The organism is Achromobacter sp. 77 (assembly GCF_020541125.1).
Classification (GTDB): domain Bacteria; phylum Pseudomonadota; class Gammaproteobacteria; order Burkholderiales; family Burkholderiaceae_B; genus Achromobacter; species Achromobacter mucicolens.
This window is the reverse complement of sequence record NZ_CP059848.1, coordinates 3,067,155-3,088,860: the sequence shown is the minus strand read 5'-3', so window position 1 is coordinate 3,088,860 and position 21,706 is coordinate 3,067,155. Positions and strand designations below refer to the sequence as shown.

At 67.2% G+C, this 21,706-nt stretch carries 24 protein-coding genes; 14 read left to right on the top strand and 10 right to left on the bottom strand.

Annotated elements, in window-relative coordinates; all coding sequences use genetic code 11:
* Positions 1 to 5 precede the first annotated feature (5 nt).
* The 4 genes from H4P35_RS14300 to H4P35_RS14285 all read left to right on the top strand — a co-directional run bounded on the left by H4P35_RS14300 (position 6) and on the right by H4P35_RS14285 (position 3,411).
* A complete protein-coding gene (locus H4P35_RS14300; RefSeq protein WP_062841452.1) occupies positions 6 to 716 on the top strand; it encodes a ribonuclease activity regulator RraA in 711 nt (236 codons plus the stop codon).
* Between the two features lie 65 nt (positions 717 to 781).
* Positions 782 to 1,771 (top strand): tripartite tricarboxylate transporter substrate binding protein, encoded by a 990-nt coding sequence (locus H4P35_RS14295; protein WP_226846031.1) that lies wholly within the window; start codon positions 782 to 784, stop codon positions 1,769 to 1,771.
* 93 nt (positions 1,772 to 1,864) lie between these two features.
* Positions 1,865 to 2,557 carry an HAD-IA family hydrolase gene (locus H4P35_RS14290; protein WP_226846030.1) on the top strand — a complete coding sequence of 231 codons (693 nt, stop codon included), beginning with the start codon at positions 1,865 to 1,867 and terminating at the stop codon, positions 2,555 to 2,557.
* A gap of 41 nt (positions 2,558 to 2,598) precedes the next feature.
* Positions 2,599 to 3,411: a class I SAM-dependent methyltransferase gene (locus H4P35_RS14285; RefSeq protein ID WP_180098645.1), complete on the top strand. Its 813-nt coding sequence runs from the start codon at positions 2,599 to 2,601 to the stop codon at positions 3,409 to 3,411.
* Between the two features lie 15 nt (positions 3,412 to 3,426).
* On the opposite strand, the gene H4P35_RS14280 is transcribed toward H4P35_RS14285, so the two are convergent.
* Entirely contained in the window at positions 3,427 to 4,032 is a 606-nt protein-coding gene (locus H4P35_RS14280; RefSeq protein ID WP_226846029.1) for a TetR/AcrR family transcriptional regulator, read from the bottom strand.
* A gap of 23 nt (positions 4,033 to 4,055) precedes the next feature.
* On the bottom strand, positions 4,056 to 4,652 hold the full coding sequence (locus tag H4P35_RS14275; RefSeq protein WP_226846028.1) for an NAD(P)H-dependent oxidoreductase: 597 nt from the start codon (positions 4,650 to 4,652) through the stop codon (positions 4,056 to 4,058).
* Between the two features lie 170 nt (positions 4,653 to 4,822).
* Between H4P35_RS14275 and H4P35_RS14270 the strand changes: the two genes are divergently transcribed.
* Positions 4,823 to 5,776 carry a cation diffusion facilitator family transporter gene (locus tag H4P35_RS14270; RefSeq protein ID WP_056318405.1) on the top strand — a complete coding sequence of 318 codons (954 nt, stop codon included), beginning with the start codon at positions 4,823 to 4,825 and terminating at the stop codon, positions 5,774 to 5,776.
* Positions 5,777 to 5,807: 31 nt separating this feature from the next.
* On the opposite strand, the gene H4P35_RS14265 is transcribed toward H4P35_RS14270, so the two are convergent.
* The 3 genes from H4P35_RS14265 to H4P35_RS14255 are packed head-to-tail and all read right to left on the bottom strand — an operon-like array spanning position 5,808 to position 9,639.
* A complete protein-coding gene (locus H4P35_RS14265) occupies positions 5,808 to 6,149 on the bottom strand; it encodes a hypothetical protein (protein ID WP_152384575.1) in 342 nt (113 codons plus the stop codon).
* A 2-nt stretch (positions 6,150 to 6,151) separates the two neighbouring features.
* Positions 6,152 to 8,686, bottom strand: a complete 2,535-nt coding sequence (locus H4P35_RS14260; RefSeq protein ID WP_226846027.1) for a cbb3-type cytochrome c oxidase subunit I — start codon at positions 8,684 to 8,686, stop codon at positions 6,152 to 6,154.
* Positions 8,683 to 9,639, bottom strand: a complete 957-nt coding sequence (locus tag H4P35_RS14255) for a cytochrome c oxidase subunit II (RefSeq protein ID WP_226846026.1) — start codon at positions 9,637 to 9,639, stop codon at positions 8,683 to 8,685. The genes H4P35_RS14260 and H4P35_RS14255 overlap by 4 nt, the downstream gene beginning before the upstream one ends.
* 189 nt (positions 9,640 to 9,828) lie before the next feature.
* On the opposite strand from H4P35_RS14255, the gene H4P35_RS14250 reads away from it, so the two are divergent.
* The 4 genes from H4P35_RS14250 (at position 9,829) to H4P35_RS14235 (ending at position 11,661) form a co-directional block, all read left to right on the top strand.
* The gene (locus tag H4P35_RS14250; protein WP_226846025.1) at positions 9,829 to 10,257 is read left to right on the top strand and encodes a cytochrome c family protein; all 429 of its coding nucleotides are present in this window, start codon (positions 9,829 to 9,831) and stop codon (positions 10,255 to 10,257) included.
* On the top strand, positions 10,254 to 11,102 hold the full coding sequence (locus tag H4P35_RS14245; protein ID WP_226846024.1) for a c-type cytochrome: 849 nt from the start codon (positions 10,254 to 10,256) through the stop codon (positions 11,100 to 11,102). The genes H4P35_RS14250 and H4P35_RS14245 overlap by 4 nt, the downstream gene beginning before the upstream one ends.
* 104 nt (positions 11,103 to 11,206) lie before the next feature.
* Complete coding sequence (locus tag H4P35_RS14240) at positions 11,207 to 11,467, top strand: hypothetical protein (protein WP_226846023.1); 261 nt, start codon at positions 11,207 to 11,209, stop codon at positions 11,465 to 11,467.
* Positions 11,464 to 11,661 (top strand): hypothetical protein, encoded by a 198-nt coding sequence (locus H4P35_RS14235; RefSeq protein WP_226846022.1) that lies wholly within the window; start codon positions 11,464 to 11,466, stop codon positions 11,659 to 11,661. Before H4P35_RS14240 ends, H4P35_RS14235 begins: the two co-directional genes overlap by 4 nt.
* 69 nt (positions 11,662 to 11,730) lie before the next feature.
* Here H4P35_RS14235 and H4P35_RS14230 read toward each other — a convergent pair whose 3' ends face one another.
* The 3 genes from H4P35_RS14230 to H4P35_RS14220 all read right to left on the bottom strand — a co-directional run bounded on the left by H4P35_RS14230 (position 11,731) and on the right by H4P35_RS14220 (position 15,885).
* Positions 11,731 to 13,254, bottom strand: a complete 1,524-nt coding sequence (locus H4P35_RS14230; RefSeq protein WP_226846021.1) for a PepSY domain-containing protein — start codon at positions 13,252 to 13,254, stop codon at positions 11,731 to 11,733.
* Positions 13,255 to 13,266: 12 nt separating this feature from the next.
* Positions 13,267 to 15,378: a TonB-dependent receptor gene (locus H4P35_RS14225; RefSeq protein ID WP_370638924.1), complete on the bottom strand. Its 2,112-nt coding sequence runs from the start codon at positions 15,376 to 15,378 to the stop codon at positions 13,267 to 13,269.
* Between the two features lie 102 nt (positions 15,379 to 15,480).
* Positions 15,481 to 15,885 carry a DUF2946 family protein gene (locus H4P35_RS14220; protein ID WP_226846020.1) on the bottom strand — a complete coding sequence of 135 codons (405 nt, stop codon included), beginning with the start codon at positions 15,883 to 15,885 and terminating at the stop codon, positions 15,481 to 15,483.
* 142 nt (positions 15,886 to 16,027) lie between these two features.
* Between H4P35_RS14220 and H4P35_RS14215 the strand changes: the two genes are divergently transcribed.
* From H4P35_RS14215 to H4P35_RS14200, 4 genes are all read left to right on the top strand, one after another.
* Positions 16,028 to 16,735: an acetoacetate decarboxylase family protein gene (locus H4P35_RS14215; RefSeq protein WP_175155574.1), complete on the top strand. Its 708-nt coding sequence runs from the start codon at positions 16,028 to 16,030 to the stop codon at positions 16,733 to 16,735.
* Between the two features lie 89 nt (positions 16,736 to 16,824).
* On the top strand, positions 16,825 to 17,253 hold the full coding sequence (locus H4P35_RS14210; RefSeq protein ID WP_226846019.1) for a DUF2231 domain-containing protein: 429 nt from the start codon (positions 16,825 to 16,827) through the stop codon (positions 17,251 to 17,253).
* On the top strand, positions 17,250 to 18,563 hold the full coding sequence (locus H4P35_RS14205; protein WP_226846018.1) for a sorbosone dehydrogenase family protein: 1,314 nt from the start codon (positions 17,250 to 17,252) through the stop codon (positions 18,561 to 18,563). Before H4P35_RS14210 ends, H4P35_RS14205 begins: the two co-directional genes overlap by 4 nt.
* A 76-nt stretch (positions 18,564 to 18,639) precedes the next feature.
* Complete coding sequence (locus H4P35_RS14200; protein ID WP_226846017.1) at positions 18,640 to 19,206, top strand: type 1 glutamine amidotransferase domain-containing protein; 567 nt, start codon at positions 18,640 to 18,642, stop codon at positions 19,204 to 19,206.
* Between the two features lie 51 nt (positions 19,207 to 19,257).
* On the opposite strand, the gene H4P35_RS14195 is transcribed toward H4P35_RS14200, so the two are convergent.
* Both H4P35_RS14195 and H4P35_RS14190 read right to left on the bottom strand, forming a co-directional pair.
* The gene (locus H4P35_RS14195) at positions 19,258 to 19,590 is read right to left on the bottom strand and encodes a cupin domain-containing protein (RefSeq protein WP_152384562.1); all 333 of its coding nucleotides are present in this window, start codon (positions 19,588 to 19,590) and stop codon (positions 19,258 to 19,260) included.
* A gap of 69 nt (positions 19,591 to 19,659) precedes the next feature.
* Positions 19,660 to 20,646, bottom strand: coding sequence for a tripartite tricarboxylate transporter substrate binding protein (locus tag H4P35_RS14190; RefSeq protein ID WP_175155570.1), 987 nt, complete (start codon positions 20,644 to 20,646; stop codon positions 19,660 to 19,662).
* A 158-nt stretch (positions 20,647 to 20,804) separates the two neighbouring features.
* Between H4P35_RS14190 and H4P35_RS14185 the strand changes: the two genes are divergently transcribed.
* Positions 20,805 to 21,689: a LysR family transcriptional regulator gene (locus H4P35_RS14185; protein WP_226846016.1), complete on the top strand. Its 885-nt coding sequence runs from the start codon at positions 20,805 to 20,807 to the stop codon at positions 21,687 to 21,689.
* The last annotated feature ends 17 nt before the right edge of the window (positions 21,690 to 21,706 follow it).

Sequence of the window (21,706 nt, the reverse complement as noted above, 5' to 3'; positions counted from 1 at the left end):
CCCAAATGAATCCCGAAACCCGCGCCAGGCTGGCCGGCGTCAGCACCGCCACGCTGTGCACGGCGCTGTTCAAGCGCGGCCTGCGCAACCAGTTCATCCAGGACGTGCGGCCGCTGAACGCCAACCTGCCCAACATGGTGGGCCCGGCCTTCACGCTGCGCTACATCCCGGCCCGCGAAGACCTGAACACCATCAAGGTCTTCGAGGATCGCGCGCATCCGCAGCGCGCCGCGGTCGAGACCTGCCCGGAAGGCGCCGTCTTCGTCATCGACAGCCGCAAGGACGCGCGCGCCGCGTCCGCGGGCTCCATCCTGGTCACCCGGCTGATGAAGCGCGGCGTGGCGGGCGTGGTGACGGACGGCGGCTTTCGCGACTCGCCCGAAATCGCCGAGATGGGCTTTCCCGCCTATCACCAGCGTCCGTCCGCACCCACCAATCTGACCTTGCACCAGGCGCTGGACATCAACGCGCCCATCGGCTGCGGCGACGTGGCGGTGTGGCCGGGCGATATCGTCGTGGGCGATCGAGAGGGCGTGGTGGTCATCCCTGCGCACCTGGCCGACGAGATCGCCATTGAGGCCGTGGAAATGACGGCCTTCGAGGACTTCGTCACCAGTCAGGTGCAAGGCGGCGCTTCCATTCTTGGCCTGTATCCGCCGACCGACCCGGGCACCAAGGACAAGTTCGCCGCCTGGCGCAAAGAACAAGGCCGCTGAGCCTCGCCGCCGGCGCTGCCGGCACCCCCATACGCATACCTATAAAACAAGGCAGGAGACACATGATGAACACGCAACGACGCGGCGCGCTTGCCGCGCTACTGGCCGGCGCCGTCCTTGGCACGCTGGCCTTGCCCGCCAGCGCCGCCGATTGGCCCACGCAGAAGCCCATTTCCTACGTCGTCCCGTTTACCGTGGGCGGCTCGACCGACGTGGTCGGCCGGGTGCTGGCGCAGAAACTGGGCGACCGCCTGCATCAGAACGTGGTCGTCGAGAACAAGCCGGGCGCCGCGGGCGGCATCGGCGCCACCTACGTGGCCAAGGCGCCGCCCGACGGCTACACCCTGTTCGGCGGCACGATCAGCACCCACGCGATCAACGCCAGCCTGTACAAGAACCTGAAGTACGACCCGGTCAAGGACTTCGAGCCGGTGTCGCTGATCGCCTTCTTGCCCAACGTGCTGCTGGTGGCTCCGAACCTGGGCGTCAATTCGGTGGCCGACCTGATTGCGCTCCTCAAGCGCGATGCCACCAAGCGCACCTTTGCGTCTTCGGGGGCGGGCACCTCGACCCACCTGGCCGGCGAGCTCTTTGCCGGCATGATCGGCGTGCCGCTCACGCACGTGCCGTACAAGGGCACGCCGCCGGCGATGGTGGACGTATCGTCCGGCGCGGTGACCTTCATGTTCGACCAGATGACGGCGGCGCTGCCGCTCCTGCAGACCGGCAAGCTCAAGCTGCTGGCCGTCACGACCAAAGACCGCATTGCACTCGCGCCCGAGGTGCAGACCATGCAGGAAGCGGGCGTGCCCGGCTTCCAGATGGCGTCCTGGCAGGCGGTTTACGCGCCCAAGGGCACGCCCAAGCCCATCCTGGACAAGCTGGCCGCCGAGATCGCCCTGATCCTGAAAGAGCCCGACGTGCAGGAAAAGCTGGGCAAGACCATGGGCATGGAGCTGGTGGGCAGCACGCCCGATCAGCTGCGCGACCTGATGGCGACCGAGATTCCGCGCTGGGCGGAAGTCGTGAAGAAGTCGGGCGCGTCGGTGGAGTGAGGCGGCGCGGCTAGTGTAGGCGAGGCGGGTCGGCGTTAAGCTAGCGTCTGTGGGGTCTGGTGTGCCGCCAGACCTCAATCAGAGGGTTTCACCATGACCGACCTCAGCGCCCTGGCAGGGGCCACTATTGCCTTCGACCTTGACGGAACCTTGGTCGAGTCGGCGCCAGACCTGATCGGGGCGGTGAACGCCGTGCTGATCGCGCATGGCTATCCGCCCTTACCCTATGAAAGCGGGCGTCCCCACGTCAGCCGCGGCGCGCGGTGGCTGTTGCAATTTGGCCTAGAGACCGCGGGCGAACCGGAACCAGCCGCGCGCGCGGCCGCGCTGTTTGGCGGCTTTATCGCCTATTACAGCGACCATATCGCCGATGAAACCCAAGCATTTCCAGGCGCCATAGATGCCTTGAAACGGCTTCGCACGGCGGGTGCGATCCTGGTCGTCTGCACCAACAAACCCACAGGGCTGTCACGCAACTTGCTGACCAAGTTGGGAATGGCCGGGCTGTTCGACGGGGTCGTGGGCATTGACGCGGTGTCAGCCGCCAAACCCGATCCAGCGCATTTGATCGAGGCCGTGCAGGCGGTGTCGGGCGATTTGGCGCGCACGGTCATGGTCGGGGATGCCGATACCGACGCGGGCGCAGCTCGAGGGGCAGGAACGCCGCTGGTGCTGGTCGACTTCGGATACTCCGAAATTCCCGCAGCCGAACTCGCGCCGGACGTTCTCCTGCATCGCTTCGACGACTTGGTGGGCGTCTGTGCATCCTTGCTCGACGCTCGTTGAGCGGATGCCGGGCGTCGGCAACGTGTTAAAGGAGCCGCATCATGGCCGACTTCGACAAGGTGTTTGCGGGATCGATTCCGGCGCTTTACGACACGCTTATGGTGCCGCTGATCTTCCAGGGTTACGCCGACCACATGGCGGCGCTGGTCGCGGGGTTTGCGCCCCGGGCCGTGCTGGAGACCGCGGCAGGCAGCGGGGCGGTGACGCGGGCGCTGGCGCCTCTGCTGGACCCCGGGGCACGTTATGTGGCGACCGACCTGAATCAACCGATGCTCAATTACGCGGCCGCCCGGCAGAGTGCCGGCTGCGCGGTGCAATGGCGCTGGGCGGATGCGCTGGATCTGCCGTTCGACTGCGCGTCGTTTGACGTGGTGTGCTGCCAATTCGGCGTCATGTTCTTCTCGGACCGGACCGCGGGCTTTGCCGAGGCGCGCCGGGTGCTGAAGTCCGGGGGGCGCTTCGTCTTCAGCGTGTGGGACCGCATCGAGGAAAATGAGTTCGCCGACGACGTGACGCGCGCGATGGCGGCTGTGTTTCCGCAGGACCCGCCACGCTTTCTGGCGCGCACGCCGCACGGCTACCACGACGTGGAAAAGATCCGCGACGACCTTCGCCGCGCAGGCTTTGACGATATTCGGATGGACACCCGTGCGGACGTCAGCCGCGCGGCGGGGCCATTGGAGGCGGCCACCGCCTACTGCCAGGGCACGCCGCTGCGCAACGAGATCGAAGCGCGCGACGCGGGCCTCATGCAGCTGGCCACGGAACGGGCGGCTGAGGCGTTGGCCGACCGCTACGGCGCGGGCCCGATTACGGGCCGGATCCAGGCGCACGTGATCGTCGCGACAAAGTAAGGCCGGATCGGGACGCTAGCTGGCGGGAGCGCGTTTGACCAGGTCCACGATGATCCGGAACAGCTCGGCTCGCGCGGCTTCCTGGGTGATTTCGCCCGCAACGGCAGCTTGCGAGAGCGCGTCGGCCGCGCCGAGCATGCCCCACATGCCGGCCAGGGACACGCCTTGCCGGCCGGCGAACGGGGCGAGGATGGCCTGGCATTTGGTGATGAAGGCGTGCTGATACTGCCTTTTGACGGCGGCCAGTTCCGGCGAGCCGTTCAGCGCCGCGAGCACCCCGGGAATCTCGCGCCCCTGCACCGACACGCATTCCACATACTGCGTGGCGATGGCGTCCGCCTTGCCGGCGAGGGTCGGCTTGCTCGCGGCGATGGCGCTGTCGATGATCGCGGTCTGGCGCAGGTCGAAATCCTGGTAAAGCGCCGCCAGCAACCCGTTGCGAGTGCCGAAGTGGTCGTAGACGACGGGCTTTGAGATGCCCGCTTTCTCGGCAAGCCGGCCCAGCGTCAGGGCGTCCGTGCCTTCATCGCGGATCAGCGCCCAGGACACCTCGATGAGCTGGCGTTGCCGCGCGTCCTTGGACAGCCGGCGGCGGGGGGGACGGGCAGGGTGGGACGTCATCAGGGCGGCTATCGAGGTCGGTTTCAGGGTTGCGGGGCAAAGATGCGTTGGCCGATGTCCCGGGCGGTGGCCAGGTGCGCTTCGGGATAGCCGGCGTCGGACGCCACCAGCAAGTCGGATGTTGCCACGCGCGCGCCGCAATAGCCGAAGATTCCGTGATCGATCTGGGTTTTCATCGCGCCGAAGTAGCCGTGGCGGGCATAGGTGCGCATATCCGCGCCGCCGCTGGCGATCAGGTGCACCTGCAGGCGTTGCAGCCGCTTGATGACCTTGCCGTCGGGATTGGCATCGTACGCCCAGCCGTTGGTAAACACGCGGTCGATCCATCCCTTCAGCAGCGCGGGAAACGACCACCAATGCACGGGATACACCAGCACCAGCGCGTCGGCCCGATCGATGCGCGCGTGTTCGGCGGCCACGTCGGCGGGCGGGTTGAATGGGCTCAGGTGCAGGGCGGCGTCGGCTTGGGAGAACCGGGGATCGAAGCCTTCCGCGGCCAGATCCGCAAGCTCGAAGGAATGTTGGGGCCCTGCGTCCGCAACGCCTTGGGCGACATGATCGGCAATGGCGTGCGTGAGGGACGCGGGGTCCGGATGGGCAACGACGATGAGGGCGTGCATGGTGAAAGTCCTGTTCGCAAGGGAGTAACCTACCAATCGTAACCTACGTTAAGTAGGTTGTGGCAAAAGACCTTCGCCACCGAGGGGGTATCCCGTCATGGTGTCGTTGTCCCCCTAATCGGGGGCAATACGGTTATCGTGAGCGCCACGGCAGTCCCCTCGGAGGAACCATGACCTCAGGCACGGCATTGTTTGACCTGCGCACGGAGCAGGGCGTGTTGCGGATCTCGATTGCGGTCACGCTTTGCATCGCCGTCATCGGTATCGGCTTCGGGGTGGCTTCCGGATCGTTCTCCATCGTGTTCGACGGCGTGTATTCGCTGGTGGACGCCAGCATGAGCGCGCTGTCGCTGGTGGTGGTGCGGCTGATCACGTCTTACGCCACGGCCCGCGGGCTGCCGCGCAAGCTTCGCGAACGCTTCACGATGGGCTTCTGGCATCTGGAGCCCATGGTGCTGGCGCTGAACGGGATACTGCTTAGCGGGGTGGCCGTCTACGCCCTCATCAACGCGGTGAGCAGTCTGCTCAAGGGAGGCCGCGAGCTGGAGTTCGGCCTGGCGCTAATCTATGCCGTGCTGACCCTGACCGCCTGTGTGGCGATTGCGCTGGCCGAGGCGCGCGCCAATCGCCGGATCCGCTCGGCATTCCTGCACATGGACCTGAAGGGCTGGATCATGTCGGCCAGCATCACCGCCGCGCTGCTGGTGGCCTTTTGCATTGGATACGGCGTGCAGGGCACCCGGTACGAGTGGATTTCGCCCTATATCGACCCGGCCGTGCTGGCGGTCGTGTGCGCGGTGATCATCCCCTTGCCGCTGTCGGTCATCCGCCAGGCGTTGTCCGAGATGCTGCTGGTCACGCCCGCCGACCTGAAGCAGCATGTGGACTCGGTGGCGCAGGCGTTCGTGGAACGCTATCGCTTCGCGTCCTATCGCGCGTATGTCGCCAAGGTGGGGCGTTCGCAGGAAATCGAACTGTATTTCATTGTGCCTCCCGATATGCCCGCGCGCACCGTCGCGGCATGGGACAGCCTGCGCGACGAGATCGGCAACGCGCTGGGCGCCGACAGCCCGGATCGCTGGTTGACGGTGGTGTTTACCGGCGACCCGGAATGGGCGGAATAGCGTTGCCGCAGGGGGCGACCGGCGCGCCTTGCTACTGGCATGCCGGCAGCAGGAAAACCGGCAGCGTTTCCCACACGACCGCCACCGCGGACAGGCCGCATAGCGTGGCGGCAAGCCAGGCGTGAAACGGCGGCGCGTTCCGGGCCCGCACCCGCGCCCGCTGGCGCCAGGCCGCCACCGCCATCGCCGCCAACGCCGCGGCGCTGCCCGCAACGATGATCCATGACGAGATGGGCAGGCCCAGCCACAACCCGGCCAGCACCGACCGGGCGCAGGCCAGCGCGTTCACGATGTAGATGGAGAGGAAGTGCGCCAGCCATATCAGCGGGCCGGCGATGAGGTACAGCAGTTCGACCGAAAAGCGCGTTTTCATGGTCATCCCGTCAGCCGCGTAAAGGCGTGCAGCAGCGCCAATGCGATGAGCCCTTGCGCCACGGCGTACAGCAACATCGCCCGCGTGGCGTCGAGCGCGGCGCGGCGCGTGGGGCGCAGCCGCCCTGCGATCGACCGCGCCACGGTAAAGGCGGCCATCACCACAGCCAGGCCGCCAAAAAACGCCTGCAGGCCCGCAACCGCGTACGTGGCTGCGGTGTAGGCGCTGGCCTGCGGCCGAAGGCCGGCCTGCCAATGCGTGACCAGATCCAGCGCCGGCGCGGCGGCCAGTAACAGCGCCGCCCCGGCCACGCAGCCGCGCAGCGCCCTTTGGCGGTTCTGCGTCATCATCCGCCCGGCGGCCAGGGCAAGGGCGGCGGCCGCAAGCAACATCATGGCCGACAGCATTGGCCGGACCGGCGAAGGCAAGTCGCCGGAATCGGGCCAGGCCTGCGGGTTCGTGGTCCACAGGAACAGGTAGCTGAACATCAGCGATCCAAAGATGCTGGTGCAGACAATCAGCAGCAGCACCATCGCCCACGACGCATGCGACGCGCTGCCCGAGCACATCATGGGCAGCCGCAGGCCGCCGCCGATGTCCACGGGCGGGTAATCGGGACCGGTGTCTGCGTCCCACAGCCAGCGCCATAGCGCGACAACGGCCAGCACGCCAAACGCCGCCGCCAGCGGCAGCAGCTTGAACGTCAGCAGCAGGAAGAAGCCGGCGGTGCCCACGGCCGCCAGCAGGGGCGACCACGCGGGGCCGGGCAGCGGCAGCACGTAGTCGGGCCGGGCCTCCAGGGCGCTGGTCACGAGGGTGGTTCGCAGGCCGGCCGGTGCGTTCGGCAGATAATGCTGGCCGTCGTCCACCTGCTGCGCCAGGCCCGGTTGGTCCCACAGCGGCTCGCGGCTGCTTACCGCAGGCACGCTGCGCAGCCCGTAGCTGCCGCTGGGCAGCCATTCCAAGGTGCCCGCGCGCCAGACGTTGCCCGCGTTGTTGTCGATGGTCGGCCGGAAATTGCGCGCCAGGTCGATCAGGAACACCAGCACGCCCGCGGCGATCAGGTATGCGCCCACGGTCGAGAGCAGGTTGAGCGGACCAAGCCCCTGGCTTTCGGCATAGGTGTACACCCGGCGCGGCATGCCGGCCAGGCCGGTGAAGTGCATCGGGAAGAAGGCCACGTTAAAGCCCACGAACATCAGCCAGAAACCCCAGCGGCCCAGCCGCTCGGACAGGGGCCGCTTGCTGATGAACGGTGTCCAGTAATAGAAGGCCGCGAACAGCGGAAACACCATGCCGCCGAATAGCACGTAATGCAGATGCGCCACGACGAAGTAGGTGTCGTGCGCCTGCAGGTCGAACGGGATCACGGCGACCATGACGCCGGTCAGGCCGCCGATGACGAACACGAAGAAGAACCCCAGGATGTACAGCATCGGTGTCTTGATCGGCCTTAACCGCACCGCCGCGGCAAGGGTCGCGATCCAGGCGAATATCTGTATCGCGGTCGGCACCGACACCGCCATGCTCGCGGCCGACGCGAAGCTGAGCGACAACTGCGGGATCCCGGTGGCGAACATATGGTGCACCCACAGGCCAAAGCTCAGGAACCCTGTCGAGATCACCGCCAGCACCACCAGCCGGTAGCCCACCAGCGGCGTGCCCGTCATTGCCGGAATCATCATCGACACCATGCCGGCGGCGGGCAGGAAGATGATGTAGACCTCGGGGTGGCCAAAAAACCAGAACAGATGCTGCCAGAGCAGCGGATCACCGCCGCGTCCGGTGATGAAGAACGGCATGTCAAAGGCGCGTTCCAGTTCGAGCAGCGTGGTGGCGACGATCACGGCCGGAAAGGCGACGATCACCATGCCGCAGAACACCAGCATGACCCAGGCGAACACGGGGATCTTGTCCAGCGTCATGCCTGGGGCGCGCGTGCGCAGGATGCCCACGGCAAGCTCGATCGCGCCGGCGATGGCGGAGATCTCGATGAAGCCAATGCCCAGCAGCCACAGGTCGGCGTTCACGGCGGGCGAGTATTGCGCGCTGGTCAGCGGCGGGTACATGAACCAGCCGCCATCGGGCGCCAGCCCCACGAAGATGCTGCAAAAGAACACCAGTCCGCCAATGGCATAGGCCCAGTAGGCGTAGGCCGACAACCTGGGAAATGGCAGGTCGCGCGCGCCCAGCATGTTGGGCAGCAGCAGCACAGCCACGGCTTCCACCGCGGGCACGGCGAAGAGAAACATCATCACCGTGCCGTGCATGGTGAAAAGCTGGTTGTATAGCGTGTGTCCGATCAGGTTGCTGTCGGGCGCGGCCAGCTGCGTGCGCATCATCAGCCCCAGCACACCAGCCAGGATGAAGAAAAGCAACGCGGTGCCGATGTATAGCAGGCCAATGGACGTGTTGTTGACGACCGTCAGCGACCGCCATCCCGTTGGCCGCTTCCAGGCGCGCTCGAGCTGCGCGAATTCGTCCGCGGGCCGCGGCAGCGCGTTGGGAAGCGGGGGCGGGGTGGTTGGGGGCGTCACTTCAGGCTTTCCAGGTAGCGGGCCACGGCGCGCAGATCCTCGCCCGGCCATCGGTCAAAGGACGGCATGGCATTGCCGGGCTTGATCTGCTGACTGCCGGCGATCCAGCCGCCCATCGCGCCCACGTTGTTGGGCAGGATTCCGGCCGCCAGGGCAGGCCGGCTGCCTACATGGGTGAGGTCCGGTCCCAGCATTCCGCCAGCCGCCGTGCCGCGCACGGTGTGGCATTGCGCGCAGGCCTGGATGAATAGCCGCTCGCCTTGCCGCAGCGCTGGTTCGGCGGCACGGGCAGGCTGGCGTTGCGCCTGCACCCACGCGTCGAACGCCGCGGCGTCCACCGCCTGCACGTCGAACCGCATCTGGGCGTGTTGTGCGCCGCAATACTCGGCGCAATGGCCGCGAAACGTGCCGGGCGTGCGCGCCAGCGCGCGCATCTTATTCACGCGGCCCGGGATCATGTCGAGCTTGCCGCCCAGTTCGGGGATCCAGAAGCTGTGGATCACGTTGCCCGACTTGAGCAGGAATTGCACCGGCTTGCCGGCCGGAATGCGTATCTCGTTAGCCGTCTCGAAGAGCAGCCCGCCTTGCGCGTCCAGGTAGCGCACGCGCCACCACCACAGCTCACCCGTCACCTCGATGCGCGCGGCGTACGCGGCCTCGCGTGCCGCGGTCGGTGATGGCGTCAACACGTAGACCAGCAACGCGGTCAGCGCCACGACCGGAAACACGATGCCCGCGCCCACGATAAGGGCGGGCCGCGAAAGCCTGTGGCGCAGGGGCGCCGGGCCAAACATCGACAGCGCGATCAGTGCGGCCACCCCCACGAAGATCGCCGTCGCGCCCACGTAAAGCACCCGGCCGATGTCGGCGATCCGCGCGGCGTCCTCACCGCTGGGCTGCGCCCATGCGGTGGTCGGCAATCCGGCGATCAGGATGAGAAGGAGTTTCGCCATGTTCTGGTGGTGGATGATCCCCCGCCGCGAGCCGGCGATCCGGCGCGGCGGTGGCCCAGCGGGTGGGATGCCGTCGGCCCCGCGATGGGCGCCATCAGCACGTTCCATTCCCGTGTACGTGCGCAGTGGGCACGCGGGTTGCTGGCGGGTGCGCGTTCAGCGTGGTTCCGCGCGAATCAGGAGACCGCCTTGCGCCGGATTGCCCGACCCAACCGCCTCTTGCCCACGTTGCTGGCAAGTCTTGCGCTGGTTGCCTGTCAGGATGGGCAGGCGCCGCTCTTTTCCCCGGGTGCGGCGGACGGGCGGCTGGGCGGGGCCGATGCCGACAGGGGGCGGCGGCTGATCGCCGAACGCGGCTGCACGGCGTGTCATACCGTGCCGGGCGTCAGCGGCCCGGCGTCTCGCGTTGGCCCGCCGCTGGGCGACATGGCGCGGCAGGCTTACATTGCCGGGCTGTTGCCCAACACCCCACAGAACATGGTGCGCTGGTTGATGGACCCGCCCGCCGTCAATCCCAGGACGGCCATGCCCGACACGGGCTTGCGCCAGGCGGACGCTGAAGCGATCGCAGCCTATCTGCTGCGGGATGCCGACCGCGGCGACGCGAGGGCGCCATGAAGCGTTGGAAGCGAACCGCCGCCCTGACGATAGCGGGCGCTGCCGCCACCGCGGGTGTGCTGGGCGGCGCGGTGGTGTATTTCGGCGGGTACGACGTGACCGCAACGTCGCCGCACACCACGCCGGTGCATCATCTGCTGGACGTCGCGCTGACGCGGGCCGTGAAGATGCGATCAGCGGACATCACGGCGCCCGATCTCGACGTGCCCGTGCGCATCCAGAATGGTTCGCGCCTTTATCGCGCCAATTGCGCCCAGTGCCACGGCGGGCCCGGCGTGGCGCCGCAACCGTACGCGCTGGGCTTGAATCCGGCGCCCGCCGCGCTGGTGGCGTCTGCACGCACCCGTACCGCGGCAGAGATCTTCTGGCTGACCCGCCAAGGCATCAAGATGACCGGCATGCCGGCGTGGCAGTACCGGCTGACCGACGACGAGATCTGGGACGTGGTGGCATTCTTGCGCGTCTTGCCCGCGATGTCTGCCCAGGACTACCAGCGGGACGGCGCGGCACAAGCGGTCGCCGCGCCGCGTGCATCGGCCCAGCCCCCGGTCCGGGAGGCAGACGCCATGGCGGGCCGCATCGCGCTTCAGCAGTACCTTTGCGTCACGTGTCACGCGATTCCGGGCGTGCCGGGGGCATGGAACTACGTGGGACCGGCGCTGGATCAGATGGGCGAGCGGGCGTATATCGCGGGTGTCCTGCCCAACACACCCGAAAACATGGAGCGCTGGTTGCGCGACCCCGCCGCCGTCAAGCCCGGCACGGCGATGCCCGACCTCGGGGTCAGCGAACAGGATGCCCGAGACATTGCCGCGTTTCTACGCACGTTGCCCGGCGGGCCTTGAGCGGCCGGCCCGGGGGCGGGCTGCTCGCGCAGACCGTCGCCGCATGCCGGTCAGGAACGGCACTTGCTCGCCCTTTCACCACCCTTGATGCACAGGAGCCGTCCATGACTCAATCCAAATCCGGCAGCGCTCGTGAATCCATTCCGGGCCAGCCCGATGTCAACGCGGGCGCGCTGCGCCCGTCCGGTCCCGCCACCACCCCGGAACGCGTGCCCGATATCGACCATCCGCCGAGCGCGCGCAGCCATGACCAGCCGGGCTTCGATCAGGCCGTTGCCCAGGAGGAAGCCGAGGCGCGCAGCGGGGCGCCGACCGGCGGGAGCGGCAATCGTCCCGCGCCCAGCGGCGAAGAGGAACCGCAATGATCGTCGAAGTCTTTCAACGCGCGGATGGTCATTGGGGCTTCCGGGGTATTGCGTTGCTGGGCGTCCAGGAGGATGCGGGCGCTTATCCGACGCGCGATGCCGCCGCGGCCGCGGCGCGTGCCGCATATCCCGGCCAGACGATCTCCGAGGTCGACGCGACGATGGACACCCCGCCGCAGCCGCATTCGGATTGACGCACGGCGCGTCAAAATCGCCCGTCTGGCCGCTTCGCTTGCACATGGCCGCCGGGTCGGGCCGTGAGGTCAGCGCGCGCCGCTCCCACGGAGCGTGTTTCTCAGCCGCCGCGCGCCCAGCAAGGTGCCGGTGGCGCAGATGGCCAGGCCGCCCAGGCTCAATAGAATGATTGCCACGTCGCGGCCCACGCCGGCATTCAACAAGGCGGGCGTGTCCCAGCTGTGCAGGAAGTAAAAGAGCCAGCGTCCGGCGCGCTGCGCGCGCGACAGGCTGAGCTCCGGTTCGCCGGTGCGCAGGTCCACGTAGACGCGATCCCCCGCTGCGTTATCGAAGTCCAATTGCAGCACGGGCAGGCCACGCGGCGCGCCGCCGTTCATGGCTTCGGCGTGGCGGGCGTAGTAGTACGCATCGTAGTGGTCAAGCACCTGTGCCTGCATTGCCGCGTCGGGAAACAGCGCGCGGGCGGCATCGATGACGGCTTGCGGCTGCCAGTCCGCCTGCACGATGAGCGCGTTGTCCTGCCGGCGGATGATCCGGCTGTCGGCCGATGCGTCGCGCGCCAGCACGTAGGGGTGCCCGGCCATCCACCGCCATTCGAGCTGGACAGCTTGAAAGCCCGCGTCATGCAGCGCTTGCAGCACCGGCAACGGCGCCATGCTTGCCGTGCTTACCGCCGTGCCTACCGCCGTGCCTACCGCCGTGCCTGCCTGCACGCCCGTCATGGCTCGCCTGTCGGGCCCTGCGTGGGGCGCGGAGAAAATCCCGCCGGGATTCATCGACATGAGGCCGCTGAAGATCCACGTGCACACGAACGCGCTGAAGACGAGGCCCGCGATGTGGTGCCAGCGCATCCAGGCCTCGCGGTACGGCGTGCGTGCGCCGGATTTGTAGCGCCCGCGAAAGCGCCAGCGCCACACGCCGACCACCGCGCCGCTGATCGCCAGCACGGTGCATAGGGCAGACAGCACGATCACTGTCCAGCTCCAGACCGGATCCACGGACCGGTCGCGTGCCATGTACAGCCAATGCAGCCACGCGCCCACGTAGTTCCAGCGTTGCTGCGCAAGGGGCGCATCCAGGACGACTTCGCCTGTCGCCGATGAGACATACAGCGTGCCGTCCGCGTCCCCCGACATGCTCACTTTATGCAGCGGGCGATGGCGGTCCAGCCCGTGCGAATGCGTCCAGCGGTCCTCCTCCACCAGGCCCGCATGGCGCGCGGTGCCCGCCGGCCAGAACGCGCGGGCGGCGGCCACCGCCATGTCCGCCGTCACCGTCCCGCCAGGATTGCCTGTCGACGCGGACCATGCGCGCGGACCATCCGGGGTCGGCAGGATGAACGTCGCCTCGCCGCGCACCGACGTCAGCACGGCGGGGCCGGGCGCGGCCTGCGCCGCGTCGGGCATACGGTAAGCGTCCACTGTCAGCACGGGCAGGCTGGCGAAACGCTCGTGAGGCGTCAGCTTCGGGTAGCCGACATACAGCATGACAATCCCGCTGAGAAACCACCCAAACATCAGCAGGCAGCCGGCCACGCCCAGCCAGCGGTGAGCCAGGTAGGTCAGCCTGCGCAGGCGCGCCTTGGCATCCATGGTCGGCGCCCCTTAGAACCGGTGGTTCAACGTCAGCTCGAACCGGCGGCTAGGCCCGTAGAACCACTGCGTATTGGTGTAGTACGCGGTGGTGAAGTACGCGCGGTCAAAGACGTTGAAACCCCGGGCCGTGATGGCGGTGTCCTTGTTGACGTCCCAGCGCAGCGCGAGGTCGGTGGTCGTATAGGACGGCAACTCGACGGTGTTGGCGCTGTCCGCATAGCGCTTGCCCACATACCGCAGCCCGCCCATTGCCGTCCAGCCCGGTTGGAAGTTCCAGCTCAGCCACAGGTTTGCCAGGCGTTGCGGCACGTTGGGCGGCACATTGCCCGCGCGCGACACGGCCGCGCCGCCGACGGACTCGGAGAAGTCGTCGTATTTGGCCCGCAGCACGGTGGCGTTGGCGTCGATCGTCCAGCCGGGCGCCAGCGCCAGCGACAGCGATGCCTCCAGCCCCCGAGACGATTGCTCGCCCACCTGCACCCGAAGGCTGGGATCATCGGCGTCGCGCGACAACAGGTTTGTCTTGCGGATCTCGTAGGCCGCCAGCGTCCACTCGCCGCGGCCGTCCAGGAAATTCTGCTTCAAGCCGATTTCGATCTGCTTGCCGCGCGACATGTCGAACCCCGCGTTGGCCGGGCTGAGCATCAACAGGCCGCTGACCGGATCGGCCGCTTCCGCATACTGTGCGTAGATGGCCAGATCCGGCGTCAGGTCGTACACGGTGCCCACGCGCCAACCCACGTCGGCATACGTACTGGACAGGGCGCGTTGGCCGGTGACCAGATCGTCGCGCGTCACTTTCGCATGGTCGTAGCGCAGGCCGCCGATGAGGGACCACTTGCTCGTCAGCGCGAGGCGGTCTTCCACGAAGAGCGCAAACTGGTCGGCCTCGTTGCGATAGCGCGGGATGAACGGCACGTTGCTCTGGTAGTGGCCATGTGCCGGATCATAGGGATCCACGGGGCCCGAACTGCCGGTGTACGTGTTGTTGATGTGCTTGAAGGTGGCGTGGTTGACGTCAAAGCCCACGGACACCGTGTTGTCCAGGCCGGCCAGTTGGCCCTTGAACACCGCGCTGGTCGTCAGGCCGGTCTGGGTCTGGTCGTGCGTGATCTGCGTGTTGTCCGAGCGGTCGATCAGGCGGGTTGCCGGGTTGTACACGTACCGCTCGGCATTGCGCCAGTCGCGGTCGCTTTGCACGTGGTACAGGCGAGCTCGCACCGTGGTCGCGTCGTTGGGCGTCCAGACCGTGTCCAGTTGCGTCCACTGATCGCGAAAGCGCATGAAGCTGTCGGACACGTTGTAGTTCTGCTTGCGCACGGCGTCGTCCTGCTCGCCGTTGATGAGCGGCGTGCCGAAATACCGCATCGGGCGCTGGTAGCCGTAGGCGTAGCTGAGCGTCATGTTCAGGTCCGGCGTCGCGTCCCAGCGCAGCGCGCCGGAGAACGTGGCATCGCCCGCCTGGCCCCGGTCCACGTAGCCGTCCGTGTAGTTGCCGCTGACGTCCAGGCGATACGACAACGTATCGCTGAGCGCGCCGCCGCTGCCCAGGCCCAGCCGCGCCGTGTCCTGCGTGCCGATGGTGGCCTGCACCTCGTTCTGGATGGGCCCGCGCGTCGGACGCTTGGGGATCACGTTGACGACGCCGCCGATCGCGCCGTCGCCATAGATTACGGACGCGGGCCCGCGCAGCACCTCGATGCGCTCGACCGACCACGTATCGAACGGAAACGTCAGGCCGACGCCGCCGTACTGGCGCAGCCCGTCGTACAGGCGCATGACCGACGTGCTGTCGGTAAAGCCGCGCACCGACAAGGCGCTGTTGCCGTTGCCCGGATGGGGCGCGGCCGAAAAGCCCGGCGCGCGGGTGATGGCCTCGATCACGCTGGCATCGCCGCGGGACTCGATCTGTTCCCGCGAAATGATGTCGACGCTGGCCGGCGTCTGCATGGGCGTCAGGCCCAGATTGGAGCCCGTGGAGGCTTCGGTCGTCAGGGCGGTTTCGGCGCCGCCCATCACGGTGATAGGGGCGAGGGTGGCGGGGGAGGTTTGGGCGGCGGCGTTGAAAGCGGCCAGGAGCAGGGACGTGCCGAGGCACGCGTGCGAACGAGCGATGGTCAAGAGGATCCCTCTTCTTCGATGTCTTCGACAAAATCTGCCGACCGCGGAAAAGCCGGTCGGCAAGGCGCGGCCGGGCCCGGCGCTAGGCGCGGGCGCGGCGGATCAGGAAGACAGGGAAGGCGGGGCGCGTGAACCGAGGGGCGGCCCCAGCGCGGGCAGGGGCGGCGCCGCGCTGTGGACGGGAGTTTCTGGGGCGGCGTACGCCGCTTGCGCCGTCAGCACGGGCGCAAGACCCGTCTCCGGCAGAATCGCATGCGCCGCCAGCGCGCCGAAGGCGCAGGCATCGCTTGCCGCATGCTTGGACTTCGGCTCTGCCGGCAGGTCGAAGGTCACGCTGATCGCGCCACCGGCTTCGCACAACGAGAGCATCAGCGACGTCGTGGACGGCGCCGCCATGAAGCCGCTCGGGATCAGGGCGCGCAGCACGAAAGCGGCCATTGCCAGGCAGACGAGAAACCGCCAAGGCAGGCCGCGGGGCTTTTGCGCAGAGTCCCGGTGAGTAGGCATGGGCGGGATTCTATTACAGAACTTCACGCATTCTGACGGAATGGAATCGTGTGCGGCGTTCTGTCGCAGGGACGTTTAAGATCGAGTGCAACGTGCGCGGTGTTGTCTTTGCACCATCGCTTCCGAACAGGAGATTGCCAGCATGATGCCTCCTTCGAGCGGCATGACGCAGGGCTTGGCGGACGACGCAATGCCCACGGATTCGCCATCTTCGTATCCGCAGGCGCCGTGGAAACTGAGCGGCCATGCACTCCTCAGCATGTGGCGTGTGCCGCTTGCCGACCTGCCCATGCTTCCTCCCGGCGATGCGCGCCTGGTCACTCTGGGACGCCACGCCATTTGCGCCACGGTCTGGACGGCCTACGAATCGGGCGGCACGCTGGCCTACAACGAGTTGCTCTTCGCTACGGCAGTGCGGCACGCGGGGCTGCTGGCGCCGGCGTGCACCGTGGGTCCGATCTGGGTCGACGACGAGGCGGCTGCGGCGGGCGGTAGGCAGTTGTGGGGCATTCCGAAACAGATGGGCCACTTCGTGCCATTGCCGGCAGATGGAACGTACGCGTCTTTAGTCGCCGAAGAGCAGGCGTCCATGGCGACCGGCGGGACGGCCGTCGCAAGCGTTGAATTTCGGCCAGGCCTGCGCCTCGCGGTGCCGTTGCGCCTTGCCGTGTGGACGGTTCAAGGTGGCAAAGCGGGACTGATCCGCACACGTTGCGCTCTGCGGGGCATGGCGCGCTTCGGGTCCGCAAGTTGGCGCATCGCGCCTGATGGGCCGCTGCGCTTTCTGGCAGGGCGCCAACCGATGGCCAGCGCGTGGCTGGGGGATCTATCCGTCCAGTTCGGCGTGTAGCACCCTCCGGAAGGCGTTATAGGCATGCCACTTGCTGCGCCGCCCACCACGGGCAGCAGGTTGTGCCCGCAACCCACGAGGCGATTCCCGTGACCACACTCATCGAAAACCGGTATGCCCTTACCGTGCGCCGCTTCCCTGCGGTGTTCCTTGCCGGGATGTTCCCGTTGTTTCTTGGCGCGGCGCTCGCAGACGCGGCGTATGCGCAGACTTTTCACATCCAATGGAATAATTTCGCGTCCTGGCTGCTCGTTGGCGGGCTGATATTTGGGGCGGTGGCGCTGCTGTTTGCCATCGTCGACCTGTTCAGGGTCACGCAGCGGGCGCGCGGTGTAGTTCCCTATGCCGTGGTGCTGCTGGCAGCCTGGCTGGTGGGGCTGTTCAATGCGTTTATTCATGCGCGCGACGCGTGGGCCAGCATGCCCAACGGCTTGATCCTGTCTGTCGTGGGCGCGGTGCTGGCCCTCGTTGCCCTCTGGCTGGGCTTTCGCACGCCGCACATCCGGGGGCCGCTATGAAGAAGACGAGATTGCTTGCCGGCGTTTCGATGCTGGTGATTGCAGGCGTGTGCGGCGCGCAGACCGCAGGCCAGTATGGACCGTCGCCCGACCTGCCCAAACCCGAACGGGGGCTGTTGCCGGACATGGTGATCGCCAAGCCCGCCAAATGGGGCGACAAGGTGCCGACGGTGCCCGAGGGCTACAAGATCTCGGCCATCGCCACGGACCTGAAGATTCCGCGTCAGACGCTTGTGCTGCCCAATGGCGACATTCTGGTCGCCGAGGGCCGGGGCGGCAGTGCCCCCGACCTCAAACCCAAGGACGTGATCGCGGGCATCATCAAGGCCCGGGGCACCAGTCCGGTGAAGGGCGGCAACCGGCTGACGCTGCTGCGCGACACCAAGGGCGATGGCACTTACGAGGCCTCCGTCTTTGCGGAAAACCTTAACGCGCCGTACGGTCTGGCCCTCGTCGGCAATCAGCTGTACGTGGCCAACCAGGACGCGCTGGTGCGGTTCGCCTATGAACCGGGGCAGACCAAGGCGAGCGGACCGCCGGAAACGGTCACGCCGCTGCCCGCCGAGATCAACCACCACTGGACCAAGGCGCTGACGGCAAGCGCCGACGGGCAGTATTTGTACGTGGGCATCGGCTCGAACAGCAATATCACCGAACGCGGCATGACGGCGGAAGTGGATCGGGCGCGCGTCTGGCGCATCAACGCCAGCACGGGCGAATACAAGACCTATGCCACGGGCCTGCGCAATCCGACCGCGCTCACGATTCAGCCGGATACGGGTCAGTTGTGGGCCGTGGTCAACGAGCGCGACGAGCTGGGCCCGGACCTGGTGCCCGACTACCTCACGACCGTCAAGGAAGGCGCGTTCTACGGCTGGCCCTACAGCTATTGGGGCAAGAACGTGGACGAACGTGTGCGGCCGCAGGACCCCGCGAAGGTCGCATCGGCCATCGCGCCGGATTACAGCCTGGGTTCGCACGTGGCGGCGCTGGGCGTGGACTTCTCGACCGCGACGATGGGCGACCGGTTTGCCAATGGCGTATTCGTCGGCGAGCACGGCAGCTGGAATCGCGCCGATCCGGTGGGCTACAAGGTGGTCTTCGTGCCGTTCACGGATGGGCGCCCGTCCGGTCCTCCCGTGGATTTCGTCGCCGGCTTTCGCGACGACGACGGCACGACGCGCGGCCGTCCGGTGGGCGTGACGGTCGATCCGAAGGGCGCGCTCATCGTGGCCGACGACCTGTCGAACACGATCTGGCGCATCACGCCCGCAGAGGCGCCCAAGCCGGTCGCAGCGGCGCGGCCTTAAATCTTATTTATTGGGCCTGCCGAGCGTGCGCGTTGCGCTGCGCCGCAGTATTCGCATGCCCCGCACAGGAGCAAACATGGCAACACTTCAAGACATCAACATCGCGATTCTGGCCGTCGACGGATTCGAGCAGGTCGAACTCACGGGGCCGCGCGACCGTCTGCACGAAGAAGGCGCCCGCACCGTGGTGGTATCGGCGCGCACTGACCCGATCCAGGGCATGCACCACGACAAGCCCGGCGACAAGTTCCCCGTGGATCTCACGTTTCTGCAGGCTGCGTCCGAGCCGGACGTCTTTGATGCCCTGATGCTGCCCGGCGGTGTGGTCAATGCCGACGAGATCCGGATGCAGCCCAAGGCCCAGGAACTGGTGCGCGCCTGCATGGATGCGGGCAAGCCGGTGGCCGTCATTTGCCACGGCGCATGGCTGCTGATTTCGGCCGGGGTGGTCAAGGGGCGCAGGATGACCAGTTGGCCGTCGCTGCAGGATGACCTGCGCAATGCGGGCGTCCAGTGGGTGGATGAGGAAGTTGTCGTGGACGGCGTGCTGGTGTCCAGCCGCAAGCCGGACGATATTCCCGCGTTCAATGACGCCTTCGTTCAGGTGCTGGGCAAGGCGGTCAAGGGGCGCGCGGCGAAGTAGGGCCGGGCGCATCGAGCCAAGCCGGGGAGCTCGGCACCCCGGCCGCATGCGCTACGCGCGCTTGAGCGCCACGGTCACCAGCACCGACGCGTTTTCCAGCGCGAACAGCGCGTGCGGCGCGCGGCCCGGCAGGTACATCAGGTGGCCGGGGTAGAGGACTTGCGTGGCGCCTTCGGCGGTGACCTCGATGCTGCCCTCCAGGCACTGCAGGGTGATCTCGCCGGCGACGTCATGCGAGGCCATGGTCTTGCCGGCGAGCAGCACCAGGCGCATGACCTCTAGGTCTTCGGACTTGAAAAGCGCGATCGACTGCTTTTGCGCTAGCGCGGCCCCGTAGGGCTTGAGATCGATGACTTGCCCGGGATCCGCATGTTTGAGGGCCATGATGCATCCTTCGCAGGGAGGGGAGCTGTCAACGATACCCCATCCCCACGGCGGCGCCGCGGCCTGCAGTCAATTGATCTTGATGCCGCGTTCCTTGACCAGATCCTTCCACTGCGCCGTTTCCTTGGCCAGATGGTCGCGCAGCGCGTCCGGCGTGCTGCCGATCGGCTCGGCGCCGATCGAATCCAGCGTCGCCTTCACCTTGGGATCGGCCAGCGCGGCGCGCATGGCGTCATTCAGCTTGGCTACCGCTTCCGGCGGCGTGCCGGCGGGCGCAAACGCGGCAAACCAGGGCATCAGCTCATAGCCCGGCACGCCGGCTTCCTGCATCGTCGGCACGTCGGGCAGGGCGGCCGACCGCTTGGTGGTGGTGACGCCCAGCGCGCGCAGCTTGCCGCTCGCGATGTGGGGCTTGGCGGACGTGATGCTGTCGAACATGTAATCGACCTGGCCGCCCAGCAGGTCGGCAACGGCGGGGCCGCTGCCCTTGTAAGGAACGTGCAGCATGTCCACCCCGGTCATCGACACGAACATCTCACCGGCCAGGTGAATGGAGGTGCCAACGCCCGCGGAGGCGTATGTGTAGTGCTTGGGCTGCGCCTTGGCCTTTGCGATCACGTCCGCGACGCTGGTCGCGCCGGTACGCGCCGGATTGGTGACCAGCACATTGGGCACGACCGCCAGCAGCGAGATGGGCGCGAAGTCCTTGATGGGGTCGTAGTTCAGGTCCTGGTATAGCGCCGGGTTGACGGCCATGCCGTTGGCGACGATCAGGATGGTGTAGCCGTCGGGCTTGGCGCGCGCCACGGCCGCCGCGCCAATGTTGCCGCCCGCGCCGGCGCGGTTCTCGACGATGAAGGACGTGTTCAGCTGCTTGCCCATCGATTCGCCCAGCGTGCGCGCGATGCTGTCCATCGCGCCGCCGGGCGGGAAGGGCACGATCCACTTCACCGGGTGATCCGGATAGGCATCGGCCTGCGCGGCGGTTGCGCCGGCCAGCAGTGAGGCGGCCAGCAATGCGCGGGCAAAGGGTCTGAATACATGGCGCATGCGCATGGTTGTCTCCGTGACGCTTGATTTATTGGTGGCGAGGCTCGCGCGCGATTAATACTCTGATCGACAGTGCCTGCCCGATGGCGCAGTATCGCTTGCCTTTTTTTCAAGTGTCCAAGACTATATGGGTTTCAATTCATACCTCCAGGGTCTTAATCGGCATGGAACTCAGGCATTTGCGGTACTTCCAGGCGGTGGCCGACGCAGGCAGTTTCACGCTGGCAGCCTCGCGGCTGCACATTGCGCAGCCGCCGCTCAGCCGCCAGATCAAGCAGCTGGAGGAAGAGCTGGGCGTGCAGCTGTTCGAACGGACCACGCGGGCGCTGCGCCTGACCGAGGCGGGCCGTTTCCTGCTGGAGCAATCGCGCCTGCTGACCGCCCGTCTGGACGAAGTGCTGGAAGGCACGCGCCGGTTGGGCCAGACCGAGCGGCGCTGGTTCGGCATCGGCTTCGTGCCGTCGACGCTTTACGGTTTCGTGCCGGAATTGATCCGGCTGCTGCGCGGCGCGGATGAGCGGGTCGAAGTGGGCCTGATGGAAATGAACACGTTGCCGCAGCTCGAGGCGCTGAAGGCGGGGCGCATCGATCTGGGCATTGGCCGCATCCTGCTGGATGACCCCGCGATCGAGCGGCGCGTGCTGATGACCGAGCCGCTGATGGCCGCGGTGCCCTTGCATCATCCGCTGGCCGGCCAGGGCAGCGTCGCCGTCAGCCGTCTGGCGCGCGAGCCTTTCGTACTGTTTCCGGCGCGTCCGCGCCCGAACTACGCGGATCATGTGCTGGGCCTGTTTCGCGCGGCCGGCTACTCGCTCCAGGTGGTGCAAGAGGCCAACGAACTGCAGACCGCGATCGGGCTGGTCGCGGCGGGCTTGGGGGTGACCGTGGTGCCCGCCTCCGTGCAGCGCCTGCAGCGCCAGGATGTGGCCCACGTGCGCATCGAGGCCGATGCCTTCGTGTCGCCCGTGATCGTCAGCTACCGCAAGGACGATGCGTCGGCGTTTCTGGCGCGGGCGCTGGAACTGGCGGGGGAGCTTGCCAGGAAATAGGCGCGGCCGCGCGGTAG

What these genes read in the sequence shown, in the direction of transcription:
- H4P35_RS14300 (WP_062841452.1), top strand. Translation starts at nt 6, where the DNA reads ATGAATCCCGAAACCCGCGCCAGGCTGGCCGGCGTCAGCACCGCCACG.
- H4P35_RS14295 (WP_226846031.1), top strand. Translation starts at nt 782, where the DNA reads ATGAACACGCAACGACGCGGCGCGCTTGCCGCGCTACTGGCCGGCGCC.
- H4P35_RS14290 (WP_226846030.1), top strand. Translation starts at nt 1,865, where the DNA reads ATGACCGACCTCAGCGCCCTGGCAGGGGCCACTATTGCCTTCGACCTT.
- H4P35_RS14285 (WP_180098645.1), top strand. Translation starts at nt 2,599, where the DNA reads ATGGCCGACTTCGACAAGGTGTTTGCGGGATCGATTCCGGCGCTTTAC.
- H4P35_RS14280 (WP_226846029.1), bottom strand. Translation starts at nt 4,032, where the DNA reads ATGACGTCCCACCCTGCCCGTCCCCCCCGCCGCCGGCTGTCCAAGGAC.
- H4P35_RS14275 (WP_226846028.1), bottom strand. Translation starts at nt 4,652, where the DNA reads ATGCACGCCCTCATCGTCGTTGCCCATCCGGACCCCGCGTCCCTCACG.
- H4P35_RS14270 (WP_056318405.1), top strand. Translation starts at nt 4,823, where the DNA reads ATGACCTCAGGCACGGCATTGTTTGACCTGCGCACGGAGCAGGGCGTG.
- H4P35_RS14265 (WP_152384575.1), bottom strand. Translation starts at nt 6,149, where the DNA reads ATGAAAACGCGCTTTTCGGTCGAACTGCTGTACCTCATCGCCGGCCCG.
- H4P35_RS14255 (WP_226846026.1), bottom strand. Translation starts at nt 9,639, where the DNA reads ATGGCGAAACTCCTTCTCATCCTGATCGCCGGATTGCCGACCACCGCA.
- H4P35_RS14245 (WP_226846024.1), top strand. Translation starts at nt 10,254, where the DNA reads ATGAAGCGTTGGAAGCGAACCGCCGCCCTGACGATAGCGGGCGCTGCC.
- H4P35_RS14240 (WP_226846023.1), top strand. Translation starts at nt 11,207, where the DNA reads ATGACTCAATCCAAATCCGGCAGCGCTCGTGAATCCATTCCGGGCCAG.
- H4P35_RS14235 (WP_226846022.1), top strand. Translation starts at nt 11,464, where the DNA reads ATGATCGTCGAAGTCTTTCAACGCGCGGATGGTCATTGGGGCTTCCGG.
- H4P35_RS14230 (WP_226846021.1), bottom strand. Translation starts at nt 13,254, where the DNA reads ATGGATGCCAAGGCGCGCCTGCGCAGGCTGACCTACCTGGCTCACCGC.
- H4P35_RS14220 (WP_226846020.1), bottom strand. Translation starts at nt 15,885, where the DNA reads ATGCCTACTCACCGGGACTCTGCGCAAAAGCCCCGCGGCCTGCCTTGG.
- H4P35_RS14215 (WP_175155574.1), top strand. Translation starts at nt 16,028, where the DNA reads ATGATGCCTCCTTCGAGCGGCATGACGCAGGGCTTGGCGGACGACGCA.
- H4P35_RS14205 (WP_226846018.1), top strand. Translation starts at nt 17,250, where the DNA reads ATGAAGAAGACGAGATTGCTTGCCGGCGTTTCGATGCTGGTGATTGCA.
- H4P35_RS14200 (WP_226846017.1), top strand. Translation starts at nt 18,640, where the DNA reads ATGGCAACACTTCAAGACATCAACATCGCGATTCTGGCCGTCGACGGA.
- H4P35_RS14195 (WP_152384562.1), bottom strand. Translation starts at nt 19,590, where the DNA reads ATGGCCCTCAAACATGCGGATCCCGGGCAAGTCATCGATCTCAAGCCC.
- H4P35_RS14190 (WP_175155570.1), bottom strand. Translation starts at nt 20,646, where the DNA reads ATGCGCATGCGCCATGTATTCAGACCCTTTGCCCGCGCATTGCTGGCC.
- H4P35_RS14185 (WP_226846016.1), top strand. Translation starts at nt 20,805, where the DNA reads ATGGAACTCAGGCATTTGCGGTACTTCCAGGCGGTGGCCGACGCAGGC.